The 16,074-nt window shown below is 59.2% G+C and carries 15 protein-coding genes; all 15 read left to right on the top strand.

All coding sequences use genetic code 11. The annotated features are described in order from the left end of the window. Positions 1 to 215 precede the first annotated feature (215 nt). The 15 genes from NL154_RS05645 to NL154_RS05715 are packed head-to-tail and all read left to right on the top strand — an operon-like array spanning position 216 to position 16,017. Positions 216 to 506, top strand: a complete 291-nt coding sequence (locus tag NL154_RS05645; protein WP_434733752.1) for a hypothetical protein — start codon at positions 216 to 218, stop codon at positions 504 to 506. Next, complete coding sequence (locus NL154_RS05650; protein ID WP_434733753.1) at positions 496 to 1,854, top strand: hypothetical protein; 1,359 nt, start codon at positions 496 to 498, stop codon at positions 1,852 to 1,854. The genes NL154_RS05645 and NL154_RS05650 overlap by 11 nt, the downstream gene beginning before the upstream one ends. After that, positions 1,851 to 2,045 carry a hypothetical protein gene (locus NL154_RS05655; protein ID WP_434733754.1) on the top strand — a complete coding sequence of 65 codons (195 nt, stop codon included), beginning with the start codon at positions 1,851 to 1,853 and terminating at the stop codon, positions 2,043 to 2,045. Before NL154_RS05650 ends, NL154_RS05655 begins: the two co-directional genes overlap by 4 nt. Next, positions 2,038 to 4,359 (top strand): hypothetical protein, encoded by a 2,322-nt coding sequence (locus tag NL154_RS05660; protein ID WP_434733755.1) that lies wholly within the window; start codon positions 2,038 to 2,040, stop codon positions 4,357 to 4,359. The genes NL154_RS05655 and NL154_RS05660 overlap by 8 nt, the downstream gene beginning before the upstream one ends. Then, positions 4,356 to 4,688, top strand: a complete 333-nt coding sequence (locus NL154_RS05665) for a hypothetical protein (protein WP_434733756.1) — start codon at positions 4,356 to 4,358, stop codon at positions 4,686 to 4,688. The genes NL154_RS05660 and NL154_RS05665 overlap by 4 nt, the downstream gene beginning before the upstream one ends. 27 nt (positions 4,689 to 4,715) lie before the next feature. Continuing rightward, the gene (locus NL154_RS05670) at positions 4,716 to 5,912 is read left to right on the top strand and encodes a hypothetical protein (protein ID WP_434733757.1); all 1,197 of its coding nucleotides are present in this window, start codon (positions 4,716 to 4,718) and stop codon (positions 5,910 to 5,912) included. Between the two features lie 9 nt (positions 5,913 to 5,921). After that, positions 5,922 to 6,941 (top strand): phage major capsid protein, encoded by a 1,020-nt coding sequence (locus NL154_RS05675; protein ID WP_434733758.1) that lies wholly within the window; start codon positions 5,922 to 5,924, stop codon positions 6,939 to 6,941. Positions 6,942 to 6,953: 12 nt separating this feature from the next. Then, the gene (locus NL154_RS05680; RefSeq protein ID WP_434733759.1) at positions 6,954 to 7,268 is read left to right on the top strand and encodes a hypothetical protein; all 315 of its coding nucleotides are present in this window, start codon (positions 6,954 to 6,956) and stop codon (positions 7,266 to 7,268) included. A 50-nt stretch (positions 7,269 to 7,318) separates the two neighbouring features. Next, a complete protein-coding gene (locus NL154_RS05685) occupies positions 7,319 to 8,062 on the top strand; it encodes a hypothetical protein (RefSeq protein ID WP_434733760.1) in 744 nt (247 codons plus the stop codon). Next, positions 8,059 to 8,760, top strand: coding sequence for a hypothetical protein (locus NL154_RS05690; protein WP_434733761.1), 702 nt, complete (start codon positions 8,059 to 8,061; stop codon positions 8,758 to 8,760). Before NL154_RS05685 ends, NL154_RS05690 begins: the two co-directional genes overlap by 4 nt. Further along, positions 8,760 to 10,577, top strand: coding sequence for a hypothetical protein (locus NL154_RS05695; protein WP_434733762.1), 1,818 nt, complete (start codon positions 8,760 to 8,762; stop codon positions 10,575 to 10,577). Before NL154_RS05690 ends, NL154_RS05695 begins: the two co-directional genes overlap by 1 nt. Next, positions 10,577 to 10,972, top strand: a complete 396-nt coding sequence (locus NL154_RS05700) for a GNAT family N-acetyltransferase (protein WP_434733763.1) — start codon at positions 10,577 to 10,579, stop codon at positions 10,970 to 10,972. The genes NL154_RS05695 and NL154_RS05700 overlap by 1 nt, the downstream gene beginning before the upstream one ends. A gap of 4 nt (positions 10,973 to 10,976) precedes the next feature. Further along, positions 10,977 to 11,945 (top strand): tail fiber domain-containing protein, encoded by a 969-nt coding sequence (locus tag NL154_RS05705; protein ID WP_434733764.1) that lies wholly within the window; start codon positions 10,977 to 10,979, stop codon positions 11,943 to 11,945. After that, complete coding sequence (locus tag NL154_RS05710; RefSeq protein ID WP_434733765.1) at positions 11,945 to 13,924, top strand: phage tail tip lysozyme; 1,980 nt, start codon at positions 11,945 to 11,947, stop codon at positions 13,922 to 13,924. The genes NL154_RS05705 and NL154_RS05710 overlap by 1 nt, the downstream gene beginning before the upstream one ends. Beyond that, on the top strand, positions 13,924 to 16,017 hold the full coding sequence (locus NL154_RS05715; RefSeq protein ID WP_434733766.1) for a hypothetical protein: 2,094 nt from the start codon (positions 13,924 to 13,926) through the stop codon (positions 16,015 to 16,017). Before NL154_RS05710 ends, NL154_RS05715 begins: the two co-directional genes overlap by 1 nt. The last annotated feature ends 57 nt before the right edge of the window (positions 16,018 to 16,074 follow it).

Genomic DNA, 16,074 nt, shown 5'->3' on the forward strand with positions numbered 1-16,074 from the left:
GCCGAGACAGCCGGCGCTTGGTAACAAGGCATTCCATCACGTCTGTAGAAGACAACGCTTCCCGGCCCAGCGCTTAGCGCTTCATAAGGGGCGTCAATGGTGCAATCCGGTAGAAAATTCATATCGTCGCAGCGCAAGGAAATGACAGCCTCTCACCGGCTGGATAAAGCAATCTGGAATAATATTCCACACAGCCTCTCAGACAGGCGGAAACCATGACAGATAAACCTAAAGTAGGGCTGGATAGGTCTAAGACCGGGCGAGCCAAAGGCACTCCGAACAAGACTACGGCGCTCCTGAAAGATGCGATTCTGAAGGCGGCAGCTCAGGCAGGCGACGATTTCGGATCTGAGGGGCTGGTGTCGTACCTTCAGGCTCAGGCAAAGCTTAACCCTGGCCCGTTCATGAGCCTGCTCGGCAAAGTCCTCCCCATGCAGGTAACTAGTGAGGACGGCGGACCCGTAGGCGTCGTGTTCAAGACCGTCTACGAAACCCGTGGAGATTGAACGCCGCATCCGCTGGTATCAGCGGCCATTGCACGAATACATGCTTTCAACGCCAGGAGCTCGAGCGATTGAGATAGCCCATAGGCGATGGGGCAAGGATGAGGTGGCGCTCGATGTCACCTGCAAGCTGGCGCATCAGCGCATAGGATCGTACTGGCATTGCCTCCCGGAATATGCCCAGGCCCGCAAGGCTCTCTGGACGGCCGTCAACGCCCACACAGGAAAACGAAGGATTGACGAGGCTTTCCCGCCGGAGATCAGGGAAAGCACGAATGATCAGGAAATGTTCATCCGCCTGAAGTGCGGATCTACCTGGCAGATGATCGGCAGCGATCGGTTTGATGCTACCGTTGGCGCGGGTGTTGCCGGGATCACGTATTCGGAATGGGCGCTCGGCAATCCCTCGGCATGGGCCTACCACCGGCCAATGCTTGAGGAAAACGGCGGTTGGTCGATGTTCATCACCACGCCCCGAGGACGAAACCACGCACATGCAATGTACCTCATGGCAAAGGCGAACCCTCGTTGGTTTGCCGAAGTCTCGAGCGTTCACGACACAGGCGCTTTATCGGCTGCGCAAATCGAGGAAAGTCTTGAGGAGTACATTGCGCTTTATGGCGAAGACATAGGCCGCGCTCAGTTTGAGCAGGAATATGAGTGCTCCTTCAATGCCGCCATCCTCGGCGCCTTCTACGCCCGCGAGATGGTCGCGATCCGCAAGGAAGGGCGCATAACCGAGATTGAGCCGATCGAAGGCCGGCCGGTTCACAGGGCTTGGGATATCGGCGTTCGCGATGATACCTCCATCTGGTGGTTTCAGGTCGTCGGCTCTCAGGTGTTCATTCTCGACTGCTATTCTCAGTCAGGCGTCGGCGTCGATCATTACGCAGACGTGGTTCACAAGAAGACGCAGGAACGGGGCTGGAAAAGCGGTGTGGATTTCGTACCGCACGACGCCAAGGTGATTGAGTGGGGTTCTGGACGGACCCGCGTTGAGACCATGCGCGAGTTCGGCCTTAACCCGATGCTTTGCGCCAACGCCACGAAGCTGGACGGGATCAACGCAGCGCGACAGACGCTCGCTCGTTGCGTGTTCCACCCTCGCACGGAAGAGCAGGGGATATCGGCGCTGGAGCAATACCGGCGCGAATGGGACGACGACAAGAAGACATTCAAGGCCAGTGAAGTTCACGACTGGTCATCGCACCTGGCGGACGCGTTCAGGTATCTCGCGCTCTCATGGCGCGTCATCCCAGAGCCGGAAGAGAAAAAGGTGATCGTGCCGCCACCTGGCAAGTTCATCGCCCCACCGCCTGTTGCGCCCAGAGGAAATAGGATTCGCTTGTGAAGATATCGCAGCTTTCTCATGACCGGCTTGTGCGCCTCGCCAATGTGGCGAAAGCAGACGATGGCATGCTTACATGTCTGCTCGTCCTGAGCGCGAAAGAGGGCGACAAGGAAATCCGCCGTGTCAACGCTGCGCTTGGCATCACCGCCAAGGAGCGCCGCGATCTCATGAAGGCGCCGATGTATGCTTGAACCTGAAAACGACGGCACAGACAACGAGCTCGACCCGACAAAGGAGCCTAAGAGCTCCCGTGCGTGGCTCGCAATGCTCAAGCAGGCCGAAAGAGCGTTCGAGGACTACCAGTCGAAGGCCGACCGCATCGACGAGCTCTATGCGAACCTGAACAAGCTGTCTCGGATTGATCGCGATCGTCAGTTCCAGCTCTTTTGGGCAAATATCCAAGTGCTCGGCCCGTCGATCTATTCAAGGCCGCCTGTCCCTGTGGTCGTGCCGCGCTTCAAAGACCGCCGGCCGCTCTATCGGGTAGCATCCGAGCTTCTGGAGCGCGCTCTTGTCGTAGCTCTTGAGCGCGGAGACATGAACGGCCTGATGATGCTCATCCGCGATGATCTGAATATCGTCGGCCGCGGATCTCCTGCAGTCCGATATGAGAGCAAAGCGGAAAGCGATGGTCCTACGGAGCGCATTTGCTTCGACTTCAAGGACCGCAAGGACTTCCTGCATGAGCCGGCCCGTAACTGGCGTGAGGTCGGTTGGGTGGCCAACGCCTCCTATCTGACCAAGAAGGAGATGCGCAAGCGATTCCGCAAGACCTCGGGCGATGCCTACCAGGACGCGGTTTACAACGTCCAGCGCGAGGACAAGGATAACGGCGCCGGCGACAACCGGATGAAGGCCAAGGTCTGGGAAGTCTGGTCTCGAACAGAAAACAAGGTCGTCTGGGTCTGTGAGGGCGTTCAGAAGCTCCTCGACGAGGACGAACCGCATCTGAAGCTTGAAGGCTTCTTCCCGTGCCCGAAGCCTGCCTATGCCACGGTTCAGCGTCGATCGCTCGTGCCTGTGCCCGATATGATCTATTACAAGGATCAGTTGGAGGAAATCAACGAGCTCACCAACCGCATCCATGCGCTTTCCGAAGCCATCAAGGTCCGCGGCTTCTATCCAGGCGGCGCTGAGATCGGGGATGCCATCGAAGCGGCGATCAATATTCAGGACGACCGCAAGGTTATGGTGCCGATCGCCAATTGGGCGGCCTTCGGCGGCACTGGCGAGCAAATCATCTGGTTGCCAATCGATGTCATCGGCTCAACCGTGGCTCAGCTTGTCGAGCTCCGCAAGGCGGTTATCGACGACGTTTACCAGATCATGGGCCTGTCCGACATCATGCGCGGCACGAGCGAGGCTAGCGAAACCCTCGGCGCTCAGCAGCTCAAGAGCCAATATGGTTCCGTCCGCATTCGCGATAAGCAGGGCGAGCTCGTCCGCGTAGCCCGTGACATGGTGGCAATCGCCGCGGAGATCATGGCGGAGAATTTCAGCCAGGAAACGCTGCTTGAGATGTCACAGATGGAAATCCCGTCTGAGGCCGATATCCGCAAGCAGGTGAAGCCGCTCGAAGACCAGGCGAAGGCGATCAACAAGCAGATCCAGGAAGCGCAGAACGATCCTGAAGTGCAGGCGATGATCCAGCAGGACCCCGAGAAGGCCCAGCAGGTCATGCAGCAGGCGCAGCAGCAGGTTCAGGGCATCATGGAGCAGATCGAAAAGCTGCAGGCTCAGCCGACGATCGAAGACGTGATGAAGTTCCTGCGCGATCAGAAGACGCGGCCCTTTGTGCTCGATATCGAGACTGATTCGACCATACAGCCCGACGAGCAGGCAGAAAAGCAGGCGCGTACAGAGTTCGTTCAGGCGCTTGGCGGCGCTATCCAGCAGTTCGCTCCGGTTCTGCAGATGATGCCGGCGCTTACGCCCGTGGTCGGCGACATCATCAAGTTTGCCATTGCTCCCTTCCGCGCCGGACGTGAGCTTGAGGGCAAGATTGACGAGGCTGTTGACCAGATGGCCGCACAGGCCAGCCAGCCGCAGCCGAACCCTGAGCAGGAGCAATTGAAGGCAGAGCAGGCCATGGAGCAGATAAAGCTTCAGATGGAACAGCAACGCCAGCAGGCCGAAGACGCCCGCAAGGACAAGGAGATCCAGGCCAAGATGCAGATGGAGGCCGCCAAGATCGACGCTGAGCGGGAGGGCCAGGTCTTCGAAGCCCAGATCAAGCATCAGGAATCGCAGCAGAAGATGGCGCTTGAGCAGCAGAAGGGCGAGCGCGAGGAGCGCAAATTCCAGCTTGAAATCCAGAAACTGCAAATGGAGATCGAGGCGCAGCAAGCTCAATTCGCCCTGAAAGCGCAGTCGGCGCAAGTGGATGCCGAGATCAAAACACGACAGGCCGAGCAGCAGGCCATCCAGTCGGATCGGGCATTTGAGCAGCAATCGGCGCTCAATGCCCAGAAAGCAGAACAGGCGCAGATGGGAGCGGCGGAATGAGGCAGCGCTTTTGCCGTCAATGCAGCGAGTGGCATGAAGTGGATGAATGGCCGATCGGCTGCTTTCCCTCCGCTCCTCCGGCGCAATCCGACGCGCTGCCCGTTCCAATGTTCATCTCCGACACGATGGACCCCACAGAGCACGTAGACGGCAATTTCTACAGTTCGAAGAGCCAGTTCCGCGCCGTGACACGAGCGCACGGCCTAGTTGAGGTCGGCAATGATCCGGCTCGCCTGAAGCCGCGCACGTTCAAGAAGACAACCCGAACGGAAATCAAGGAATCCGTTCAGAAAGCCGCTGCCCGGTACAGGGCAGGGGAAAGAGCCTAAACCACACCCTCTCAGACAGGAAAACCCATGAGTGACGAAGCAGCAGTAGCCGCTCCGGCTGGCGAAGCCGTGATTTCTGACAACGTATCGTCTTCCCCTCAGGCCCTTGGTAGCCAGACAGTTTCGAAAGAACAGCCACAGCAGCCGAAGCCTGAAGCCAAGGCGGAGCCGCCGAAGGAAGTCGCGAAATCGGCCCGCGAGGCCATCAGCCGCGCGCAGGAGAAGTACAAGGCAGAGCAGGCGGCGCCTAAGCAGGAACCAAAGGCTGAGCCGAAAGCCGAGACAAAGGCCAACGACAAGCCGCAGGAGACGGCAAAACAGGAACGCGCCCGCAGCGAGACGGGCCAATTCGCATCTACCAATCCGAAGCCGCAAGCGACGGAAGCGCCGGAGCAACAGGCTCGGGGGCAGTCTGAGGGCTCCAAATTTGATGCTCCGGCGCGCTTCAACGCTCAAGCAAAAGCAGATTGGGCGAATGCGTCCGACTCTGTGAAGGCGGAAACCATCAGGGCCATCAAGGAGCTCGAGGACGGCCACACGAAATATAAAGCCTCGCATGAGCGCTATGAGCAGCTTCGCCAGTTCGATGAGACGGCAAAGAGCAACAATCGCGACCTGCGGGAATCGCTGCAGCAGGTTATCGAGTTCGAGACCACCATGAAGTCGAACCCGCTCGCCGCGATCGACTTTGCCCTCCGCCACGCCGGCCCGCGCAAGTCGGACGGTTCCCCGCTCACGATCAACGATATCGTCCAGCACATCAGCGGCCAGACGACAGACCAGCGCCTTCAGACAGCGCAGGCCGAAATCCATCAGTTGCGCCAGAAACTCCAGGAGAAGGAGACTCAGGAGCAGCTTCCGAAGATTATCGACGAGTTCAAGTCGGCCGAAGGGCACGAGCGTTTCGACGAGTTGACTCCGGTAATGATCCCGCTCCTCAAGGCGGGGCATACGCTTGAGACGGCATATGAGCTTGCCGATGCTCTCAAGCCCGCCACACAGGCGAAATCAGAGCCGCTCACACCGGCACATGAAGCGCAGGCTCAAACCCTTGCGAATGCAACACCAGCACCAAAGCCCGCCGCCAACCCGGCCGGCCTGAAATCGATCTCCGGCAATCCTTCCCTCGGCTCAAACCCGAGCGGCGATCGCGCGCAGATCCCCCTGAAAGAAACACCATCCATCAAGGACTCGCTTCGCAAGGCGATGTCCAGAGCTTCATAAGGATACACCATGCCTATCAATCCCATCGCGCACTATCAGCAAGTGCTCTCGATGGCCCTGGAAGACCGCTCGCGCGGCTACCAGGACCTTGTTTCCAACAGCAACGCGCTCCTGAACGTCCTTCGCCGCAAGGGCCTCTGGCGTCCGTATTCCGGCCCGCGCATCCGTGAAAAGGTGCAAATCAACAAGCCCGCCGGCCAGTGGTATTCGGGGTACGACTTTCTCGATAATCCGCCCGTCGAGCTCTTCAACGACGTGTACTACACGCCGAAGATGGTCGCGGTGCCGATCTCTCTCACCATGGAGGAAATCCTCAATAACGATGGTGAAAACCAGATCATGGACACGATGGAGTCCTATATCGAGACGGCGGAATCCGCCCTCAACGATACCATGGACATCGCGATCCATTCGGACGGTACGGCCAACGGCGGCAAGCAGTTGACCGGCCTGGCGGCTGCGGTTCCGGTCGTCACCAACACCGGCACTTACGCCGGTATCGACCGCGCCACATACTCCATCTGGCGCACGACGACCTACGACGCCAACTCGGACTTCCCGACGATCGGCACCCAGGTCACATCGACAACCATCCGGCCGATGCTGACGCAGATCTTCATCCGTCGCCAGCGTGGCCGCCGCGGGGCTGACCTTCTGGTCATGTCTCCGGAGCACTACGCAGCATACGACGGCGCCACCGTGGCAATCCAGCGCGTCACGCGCGAAGACGGCCTCGGCTCCTTCGGCTTCACCGCCATGGAGTACATCGGCGCCGGTCGGCGTGTCGAAATCGTCATGGAAGGCGGTATCGGCTCCAACATGCCGGCAAACACGACCTACGGGCTTGAAACGGACTCGCTCCGCATCCGCTACAACCCGAGCCGAAACTTCGACAAGCTGTTCGAAGGCGACGGTCAGAAGCCGATCAACCAGGACGCTCTTGCTCAGTACATCGGCTGGATGGGCGAGCTCACGATGACGAACCCGCTCTTCAACTGGCGGTTCCGCGACTCCAACCCGGCAGCGTAAGGAGACCTCCTCATGCCTATTCAATCCACGCCGACCCTTGGCGGCTCCCTCAATGTGAATGCCGGCCTCGTCGGGGCTCTTCCTTACTACGACGCCGGTTTTGCTCGCTCGGTCATCTCCCCGCCGATCGGTACCGTCGTCAAGGCGGTGGATGGCCACGAGTACATCCTGGCTCAGGCATCGGCGGCAATCGCCTCCGGTGTCGCCTGCGTCCTGACCGAACCGGCCATGACCATGGCGGCAGGCGCCGGCGCATGGACCGCCCCGACGATTACCGGCGGCGTTCCGATTAACCAGTACGCCTGGTTCAAGAAGACCGCGATCTAATGATGGGGCCTTCGGGCCCCATTATCCTTCCCTCAGACAAGGAAAATCCAATGTCAGTAGCAAGCTTCGATGATCGGAACATCGTTCCGTATTTCTACACGATCACCATCCCGAACGAAGCGGAGTCGAAGAAGCAAGGGCGCCCGATCTTCGACGAGATGGAGGTGGTTGAAATCCGCTTCGGCGGCGACATGCAGAACCGCCCCGTTTTTCCGGCTCATGACGGCCAATACCTTCCAGACGGCCAGGGCGGCACACAGCTCGTCACCTATGCCGAGCGCTTCCCCAAGCAGTACCAGCAGTTCAAGGAACGCAAGTCGCAGACCAAGGAAGGCACCCCCCTCGAGGAAGCGCCGTTCCTGACCGCGAAGGAGCGTTCCGAGCTCAAGGGGCTGCAGATCTACACCGTCGAACAGCTCGCGTCTCTCGACGATCGGCGCCTGAAGTCGCTTGGCATGTTCGGTCGCGAACGCATGGAGGCCGCCAAGGCTTACCTGGATGCGGCGCTCAGCACCGCAGACGTTACCCGGCTGGCCTCGGAGAACGCAGAACTGCGCGAGCTCATTGCCAAGCTTCAGTCAGAAAAGACGCAGCAGCACGCTGAAGACGTGGCCGACAATGCCAAGATCCTCGCCGAGAAGGTGGCCGCTGACGATGATCCGGATTTCGAAGATTGGTCGGTCGAAGACCTGAAAGCCTACATCGAAAACGAGACGGGCCATCGGCCGAAGGGCAACCCTTCCAAGGACACGCTCACCAAGCAGGCTCTTGAAGCCTACAGGAACATCAAATGAGCTTCCTCACCGCGGCGCAATCGGCGGCAATCCGACTTATCGGACGCAAGCCAACGACCTTTTTCTCCAGTCAGAACACGTTCGAGCTGGAGATTGCGGACTTGGCTAACGAGGTCGCCGCCGATCTCGTGAAATATGCTGACTGGCGCACGCTTATTGCTCAGCACAGCATGGTTGGAGACGGTGTGACGACCGCCTTCAACCTGCCGTCCGATTATGACCGTATGCCGTTCGCGCAGCACATCACGCGCGCCAACTGGTATACGTGGGGCTATGTCGATGCTCCCGACCTGAATTATTGGAATGATCTCGTAAACGGTCTTGCCACTCCGAACCCTGGCTATTGGATTATCCTGGGCGGACAAGTGCAGTTTAGACCGGCCGTCTCTGCCGGCGAGACAGCGCAATTCTACTACGTCAGCAAGAACATCGTCCTCGATGCCGATGCAACGACGAAGAAGGCACAGTTCACCCAGGACGATGACAGCCTTCGTGTCGATGAACGCCTGTTGACGCTCGGCCTTATCTGGCGCTGGCGCGCCCAGAAGCGGCTTGAGTACTCCGAAGACCTTCAGAATTACGAGATTGCAGCAGCGCAAGCGTCATCGAACGATCGCGGCGCGCGCATTCTGACCGAAGGACGGCCCCGCACTGGCTGGGCAACCACGTGGGCCTATCCGAGGAGCCTTGGCACCTGATGAGGAAGCCGGCGCAGAAGACGAAGCCCAGGCTGGCCAGAACCGCGACCTTTCCGGCCGCTACGAGCGGCTGGATTGCGAACGCGAACCTTGCGGCTTCGAATTCGAAGCTGTTCGGCGCTTTCAAGCTGCAGAACTTCTTCCCGTTGACGACGAGCATCATTCTCCGCCGCGGCTCGCAGAAATATGCCACGCTCGGCGCAGGATCTTTGTCCGTTCAGTCTCTGATGTCCTACAAGAACGGCAGCAATGTCTCGCTGTTTGGCGCTACGCAGACGGCCATCTATGACATTACCACGGTTGCCAACCCCAATGTCAGCCCCGCAGCGGCCCAGAGCGGATTGACCAGCGGCAATTGGTCTTCAGTCCAGTTCGCCACCACTGGCGGCATTTACCTTGTCAACGTCAACGCCTCCGATCTCCAGCGCGTCTATGACGGCACGGATTGGTGGTCTATCGGTGCCCAGAACATCAACCGGCTGAATTTCGATGCGCAGACGGCCAATTTCACGGTCGGCGCAACTGTCACGGGCGGCACTTCAGGCGCGACGGGCGTTATTCAGTCCCAGGTGGACAGCGGAACGACAGGATACCTCATTCTGGGGAATATCACTGGGACGTTTGTGGATAACGAGATTGTCGCCGGCGGCGGTGGCTCCGCGACGGTGAACGGCCCTGCAGTTCAGCTTTTTGTGGGCATCACGGGCGTTTCGACCGATGCCCTTTCCTATGTCTGGGCCTATAAATCTCGCCTCTTCTACGTTGAAGAGAACAGCATGAACGCCTGGTATCTGCCGGTTGACCAGATCGGCGGGACGGCAACGAAATTCCCGATGGGCGGCATCTTCTCCCGCGGCGGTTCGCTTCTATTCGGTGCCTCATGGTCGCTCGATACCTCCGGCGATGGCGGATTGTCGGAGCAGTGCATATTCGTCTCGACGGAAGGCGAGGTAGCGGTCTACCAGGGCACGAATCCAAGCTCTGCCACGGATTGGGTGCGTGTCGGCGTCTATCGGATCGGCAAGCCTCTAGGCCCGAAGGCATGGATAAGGGCAGGCGGTGATATCATCATCGCTACCGATATCGGCTTCGTGCCACTCTCGCAGGCAATCCAGAAGGATTTCGCGGCCCTCGCTCCGGTTGCGGTCTCCTATCCGATCGAAACAGAGTGGAACAGCTTTGTTCAGAATCGCTCCGGCTCAAACTGGTGCTGTGAGATATGGCCGGAAAAACAGATGGCGATCGTGGCGCCGCCTACGGTGAACTATCAGCCAGCCCGTATGCTGGTCTCCAATGTTCGATCAGGAGCATGGGCGGAATATACGAACTGGGACGCAAATTGCCTCGAGGTTTTCCAAGGGCGTCTATTCTTTGGCTCTTCCTCGGGGAAGGTGATCGAGGGCAACGTTACCGGCGCCGACGAGGGCGCGACCTATGTGGGCCAGTTCATCCCGCTTTTCGATGACCAGAAGTCGCCGGCATCGCTGAAGATCCCGCAACTCGCCAGGGCATTCCTCAGGGGGCCGAGAGAGACAACAGTCTCACTGAACATGCAGTTCGATTACATCTACTCCACCAATCCGGCCGGTTCGGCTCCAATGACCACGACAGGCTCGGAATGGGGCGTTGGCATTTGGGGCGTTTCCGAGTGGGGGGATGTCGGAACGCTCAAGAACTACATGGATTGGCAGTCTGTCAGCGGCTCAGGTTACGCCTTTGCTCCTGACATTCAGGCCACAAGCGGCGACATCGTACCGCTCGATGCGGAATTGATCCGCGTGGAGCTCACTTATGATGTCGGGGATATCGTCACCTGATGGATATCGTAACGGATGATCGCGTTGCGGCCTTTGTCAGCCAGGCCCTTGATTTCGGGCTTTGCCCGCCGTGGACGTGCTTGGGCATTGAGAAGAGCGGTCGCGTTGTCGCTGGCGTCGTCTTCAACCACTTCGAAGGCCATGACCTGCATGTGACGATTGCGGGCCACGGCTGGACGAGACGCTTCGCGCAGGCGGTTGGCGATTACGTTTACCGGCAGCTCGGTTGCGAACGCATGACGGCCATTACTGAGCAGGCATCTATCGTGCACATCGCGGAGCGCATGGGCGGCCAAGTCGAAGGGCTGCTGCGTAATCATTTCGGCCCCGGCCGTGACGCCTTCGTTATCGGAATTCTGCGGGACGAATACCGCTTCCTGGAAAAGGGAGAATAGCAAAGTGGTCTCAACGCCAAAGGCACCGGATCCCGAGAAGACGGCAGCCGCTCAATCCGGCATGAATCGCGACACTGCGTTGACGCAGCAGGCGATCAACATGGTCAACCAGGTCACGCCAGACGGGAAGCTCACCTATAACCAGACGGGCACGTCCAGTTTCGTTGACTCCAAGGGCAACACGGTAACGACGCCGACATACACGGCGACGACCACACTTTCTCCCCAACAGCAGGCGATCAAGAACCAGACGGACGCCGCAAGCCTCAATCTCGGTACGATAGCGAACGAGCGGTCGAACTTCCTCAAGGATTATCTCGCCAAACCGTTCGACGTGAACGCCGAGACCGAGAAAAAGCTCTATGATCTTGGGACGGCGCGCCTTGATCCTCGCTTCGAACAGCAGCGCGATGAGCTCAACACTCGCTTGATCGCCTCCGGCATCCGGCCGGGAACCGCGGCTTATGATCAGCAGATGTCGCAGTTCGAGCAGTCCCGCAACGACGCCTATAACAATCTTGCTCTCACCGGCCGGCAACAGGCGTTCAATGAAGCATCTTATGAGCGCGCGCAGCCCCTCAACGAGATTTCCGCCCTTCTATCCGGCTCGCAGGTTCAAAGCCCGAGCTTCGTCAATACGCCTTCCGCCAATGTCGGCGGCGTCGATTACAGCGGCCTCGTCCAGAACAAGTATAACGCCGAAGTCCAGCAGTCGAATGCGGCTATGGGCGGGTTGTTTGGCCTCCTGTCGGCACCGTTCCAGATGTTCAAGTTCTCCGACATTCGGCTGAAGAGAGATATCCGGCGCGTCGGCACGCTGGATAACGGCCTTCCGGTCTACTCCTACCGCATGAAGGACGGCGGCCCTTATGAGCTCGGCCTGATGGCTCATGAAGTCGAGGAAATCCGTCCAGAGGCAGTGATTACGCACGAGTCCGGATTCAAGATGGTCGATTACGAGAGGGCTGTTTGATGGCGCTTGAAGACTATTTCGTCTGGGGTCCTGGCGGCAGCAAGCTCACGCCAGAGCAGATTGCACAGATGAAGCTCCTGCAGGCGAGGAAAGACGCTCAGGGCATTGATACGAGCCCTGTAGGGCATTGGTCCCAGGGTGCGGCTCGTGTCGCTGATGCTATCGCCAGCGCTTTCCAGCGTGGCGCTATCGATCGCGCAGAGAAAGACAATGCCAGCTACAATAGTGACCTTCTTTCGAGCCTCATGGGCGGTGGTAGCGCCTCTATTCCGTCGCCCGCCGCCGCGGGAGAGATATCGGCCACATCCCCAGCGCCTGCGACAGGGAAGGAATGGGACACAATCGCTCCTCGATTGATTGGCGACCTTTCCAAGGATTTCCAGCTTTCTCCTGAACAAGCGGCAGGCGTCGTCGGGCAACTCGGGCAGGAGTCTGTTGGTTTCAGCAATTTGCAGGAAGCCAACCCGCTCGTTCCTGGTTCCCGCGGCGGCTATGGCTATGCGCAGTGGACAGGCCCGCGCCGCAAACAGTTCGAAGCCTTCGCCCAGGCGAGCGGACTTGACCCCTCGTCTTATGAGGCCAACTATGGGTTCCTCAAGAACGAGCTGATGAATACGCCTGAGGGGAAGGTGATTGAGGGGCTTCGTTCCGCTCCTGACGCACTGTCTGCCGGCCGGCTGTTCACAAACCAGTTTCTTCGCCCCGGTATTCCTCATTACGACAGCCGGGACGCATGGACGAAACGGGCTCTCGCTTTCGCGAACGGCGCACCAATGCCGCAGGCCGCACCGAATGAGGTTGCGAGCCTTGACCCTTCAGCCGGTATTCCAATGCCTGGGGCCGCTGGACAGATGCGCGCCTCTGATCCGTCTCAAGCCATGCCACAGCAGGCATCCGCCCCGCCTTTGCCTGCGCCCACGACGGTCGCCGCTCCTCCGCCTGTTGCATCCGTTCCTTCGGTCGCTCCTGCGCCTGCGCAAGGCGTACCGGTCGCGCAGGATATGGGCCTCTCTGGTCCGGTGATGGCGAACGCGCTCAAGGCGCTTTCCGACCCTCGAGCCAATGCCAACACCAGGGCAATCGCGGAAATCATCATCCGGCAGCAGCAGGCGCGCCAGCAGGCCGTTCTCGAGCAGCAGATCAAGATGCAGGACCCGTCTTATCAGGCGGACTTGGACCTAAAGCGGCTCCAGGCTGACCAGATACGAAACCCGCGTATGTCGCCATCCGAGCAGGCGAACACCGACCTCAACCGTGATAAGTTCGCCTTCGAAAAGGACCAGGCTAATCTCACGCCCGACATCAAGGAGTACAATTTCGCCAAGGACAACGGCTATACGGGCTCTTTCGCTCAGTATCAGCTTGATCTGAAGAAATCTGCCGCTAACAACACGACGATCAACACCGGAGAGGGAAACAAATTCTACAATACCCTCGACGAAAAGAACGCTGGCATCTTCAGCGGCCTTTCGGATACCGGCATTCAAGCACGTTCTACGCTCGGTCAGATCGATGCGCTAGATAGCCTTCTCAAGGCATCCCCCACGGGATGGGTCGGCGCTATGAAGCAGGCAGCAGGCGAGTACGGCATCAACACCGAAGGGCTGAGCGATATCCAGGCAGCGACGGCGCTTATTAACAAGATGGTCCCGACGCAACGGCAGCCCGGCTCCGGCACTATGTCGGACGCCGACCTTGCGCTCTTCAAGCAGTCCTTGCCGCGCATCATCAACCAGCCTGGCGGTAACCAGACGATCATCAACACCATTCGCGGCATTTCGCAGTATCAGATCCAGATGGGCGAGATTGCCGACCGCGTTGCGAACCGTGAACTGACACCAGCCGAAGGCAGGGCAGCAATCGCCGCTCTTCCGAACCCGCTTTCCGGTTTCAAGGCTCCTCCTCCGGGCAAGGAAGAGGAAGGCTGGAAGGAAGTCGTTCCTGGTGTCCGCGTCCGTCCTCTCGGAGAAGCTAAATAATGCCGCGCTATGAAGTCGAGATGAACGGCCAGAGGTTCGAGGTTGAAGCGCCGGACGATCAGGCACTGTCTCTTGCCGTCAAGAAGATGCAAGCTGACGCAGGCGTACCGCAAAATCCACCCGTTGAAGGCGGCTATTCCAGCGGCCCCGAGTGGACGAAGCCGATTACGTCCTTTGGTAATGGCATTACCGATATGGCAACATTCGGCTTCGGGGATGAGATCGGCGCTGCAATCGATGCCGCAGGTTCGCACATATTCCCTTGGCGCGAGCCCAAAACCTACGAGCAGGCGCTTGAAGAAGGCCGGAACGATCAGCGGTCGTTGGCGGAAAGCAATCCCGTCTCCAACATTGCCGGCAAGGTCGTCGGGGGCGTCGGCTCTGCTTCTGCGCTCGCTCGTGGCGGCCTGTCTTTTGCAGCCAATGCTCCGAGAACTGCTGGCCTTGGCGGCATGGTTGCCCGCAGCGCGGCCGATGGCGCGCTTCTTGGTGGTGCATATGGCCTTGGGTCTGGCGAAGACGGGTTCCTCAATCGCTCATACGAGGCCGGGAAGGGCGCTCTGATCGGGGGCCTGATCGGTGGCGCTGTGCCTATCGCAGCACGCGGTGTTTCGTCTGCGTATCGATCGATCATGGATGCTATAGCTCAAAACCGAGCAGCGGCGAATGCAGGCGTTTCTCCTGGCGCGGCGCGTATCCTGACGAACGCTCTCCAAGCTGACGGCACGCTAGGGCCTCGTGGCATGCAGAATATGGCCCGCGCCGGCCAAGAGGCCATGCTGGCGGATGCCGGGCCGAATGCGAGGCAAGTACTGGATACCGCCGTTCAAAAAGGTGGCCCAGGTGGCGTTATCGCTCGGGATGCCATTGACGCCCGTGTGGCCCGCGGTGCCGACGATCTGACAACTGCCCTTGATGATAACCTGGGTCAGCCTCAGGGGGTGTTCAGCGCGCGAAGGGCTATTGCTGAAGCCGGCCGTCCAGTGCTTCGTGATGCTTATGAAGTCGCGTATGGAACGCCGATCGATTACGCATCCCAACAGGGTCAGAACCTTGAGAACATCATCAGGACGCGCATCCCCGGCAACATCATTTCCCAGGCCAACAGGCTCATGCAGCTTGAAGGCAACCAGTCGCAACAGATCTTGGCGAGGGCTGCCGACGATGGCTCAGTGGCGTTCGAGACCCTTCCGGACGTTCGCCAGATCGATTATATCACTCGCGCGCTCCGGCAGGCTTCAGAAAGCGGAGAAGGGCAGGGCGCCCTGGGTGGGCAAACGCAATTGGGCTCAGCTTACCAAAGCCTCGCTCGGGAAATCAGAGGCCAGCTTCGGAGCCTTGTCCCTGAATACGGGAATGCTCTCGATACCGCTGCAGATTCGATCTCTCGGTCTCAGGCTGTGCGCTTGGGCGGTCAAGCCCTGTCGCCATCCATGCGAACGGACGAGTTCGCCAACTCTCTGGAAGGGATGTCGGTTGCCGAGCGTGGCGCAGTCAGCCAGGGCATCCGTTCAGAGATCGAACATCGCGTTTCCCAGGTTGCGCGGACTGTTCGAGACGGCAACACTGACGCCCGCGAAGCGATTAAGGCCCTCCGGGATCTGTCGAGCCGTGCAAATCGCCAGAAAGTAACGCTGGCGATCGGGGAAGATCAGGCAAACCGTCTTTTCGACGAAATCGATCGTATCGCGACAACATTCGAACTGAGGGCCGGGGTTGCCGAAAACTCCCTCACGTTCGCCCGCACGTCAACGGACAACGCGATCAAAGACATGACGGCACCTGGGCCAATTCGAACGGCTGCCGAGGGAGAGCCGCTGAAGGCTGGTAAGCGGCTAATCCAACTCCTGACGGGTCAGACTCCCGCCCGCCTCGCTGAGCGTCAGCAGGCAATATATTCAGAGCTCGCGGATTACCTTACTCGTCCGGCTGCGCAGGCGATCCCTGCTTTCCAGACGATGACGAACTTTGGAAATCAGTTGGCGACAAATCAAGCACAAGCCCGCGCGATCGCTGAATTTCTCTCTTCAGCCGGGCGGCGTCTCGCCTATCCACTATCAGGCCAATCAAGAGACAAATTGCCAGACCTGTGATGCAGACAATAGCCAAGGTCAGAAATGACCAGGTCTTGGCTCCGTGATGGAGCCACA

It is taken from the genome of Rhizobium sp. YTUHZ044, from assembly GCF_051123975.1.
GTDB lineage: Bacteria > Pseudomonadota > Alphaproteobacteria > Rhizobiales > Rhizobiaceae > Rhizobium.

What these genes read in the sequence shown, in the direction of transcription:
- NL154_RS05645 (WP_434733752.1), top strand. Translation starts at nt 216, where the DNA reads ATGACAGATAAACCTAAAGTAGGGCTGGATAGGTCTAAGACCGGGCGA.
- NL154_RS05660 (WP_434733755.1), top strand. Translation starts at nt 2,038, where the DNA reads ATGCTTGAACCTGAAAACGACGGCACAGACAACGAGCTCGACCCGACA.
- NL154_RS05665 (WP_434733756.1), top strand. Translation starts at nt 4,356, where the DNA reads ATGAGGCAGCGCTTTTGCCGTCAATGCAGCGAGTGGCATGAAGTGGAT.
- NL154_RS05670 (WP_434733757.1), top strand. Translation starts at nt 4,716, where the DNA reads ATGAGTGACGAAGCAGCAGTAGCCGCTCCGGCTGGCGAAGCCGTGATT.
- NL154_RS05675 (WP_434733758.1), top strand. Translation starts at nt 5,922, where the DNA reads ATGCCTATCAATCCCATCGCGCACTATCAGCAAGTGCTCTCGATGGCC.
- NL154_RS05680 (WP_434733759.1), top strand. Translation starts at nt 6,954, where the DNA reads ATGCCTATTCAATCCACGCCGACCCTTGGCGGCTCCCTCAATGTGAAT.
- NL154_RS05685 (WP_434733760.1), top strand. Translation starts at nt 7,319, where the DNA reads ATGTCAGTAGCAAGCTTCGATGATCGGAACATCGTTCCGTATTTCTAC.
- NL154_RS05690 (WP_434733761.1), top strand. Translation starts at nt 8,059, where the DNA reads ATGAGCTTCCTCACCGCGGCGCAATCGGCGGCAATCCGACTTATCGGA.
- NL154_RS05695 (WP_434733762.1), top strand. Translation starts at nt 8,760, where the DNA reads ATGAGGAAGCCGGCGCAGAAGACGAAGCCCAGGCTGGCCAGAACCGCG.
- NL154_RS05700 (WP_434733763.1), top strand. Translation starts at nt 10,577, where the DNA reads ATGGATATCGTAACGGATGATCGCGTTGCGGCCTTTGTCAGCCAGGCC.
- NL154_RS05710 (WP_434733765.1), top strand. Translation starts at nt 11,945, where the DNA reads ATGGCGCTTGAAGACTATTTCGTCTGGGGTCCTGGCGGCAGCAAGCTC.
- NL154_RS05715 (WP_434733766.1), top strand. Translation starts at nt 13,924, where the DNA reads ATGCCGCGCTATGAAGTCGAGATGAACGGCCAGAGGTTCGAGGTTGAA.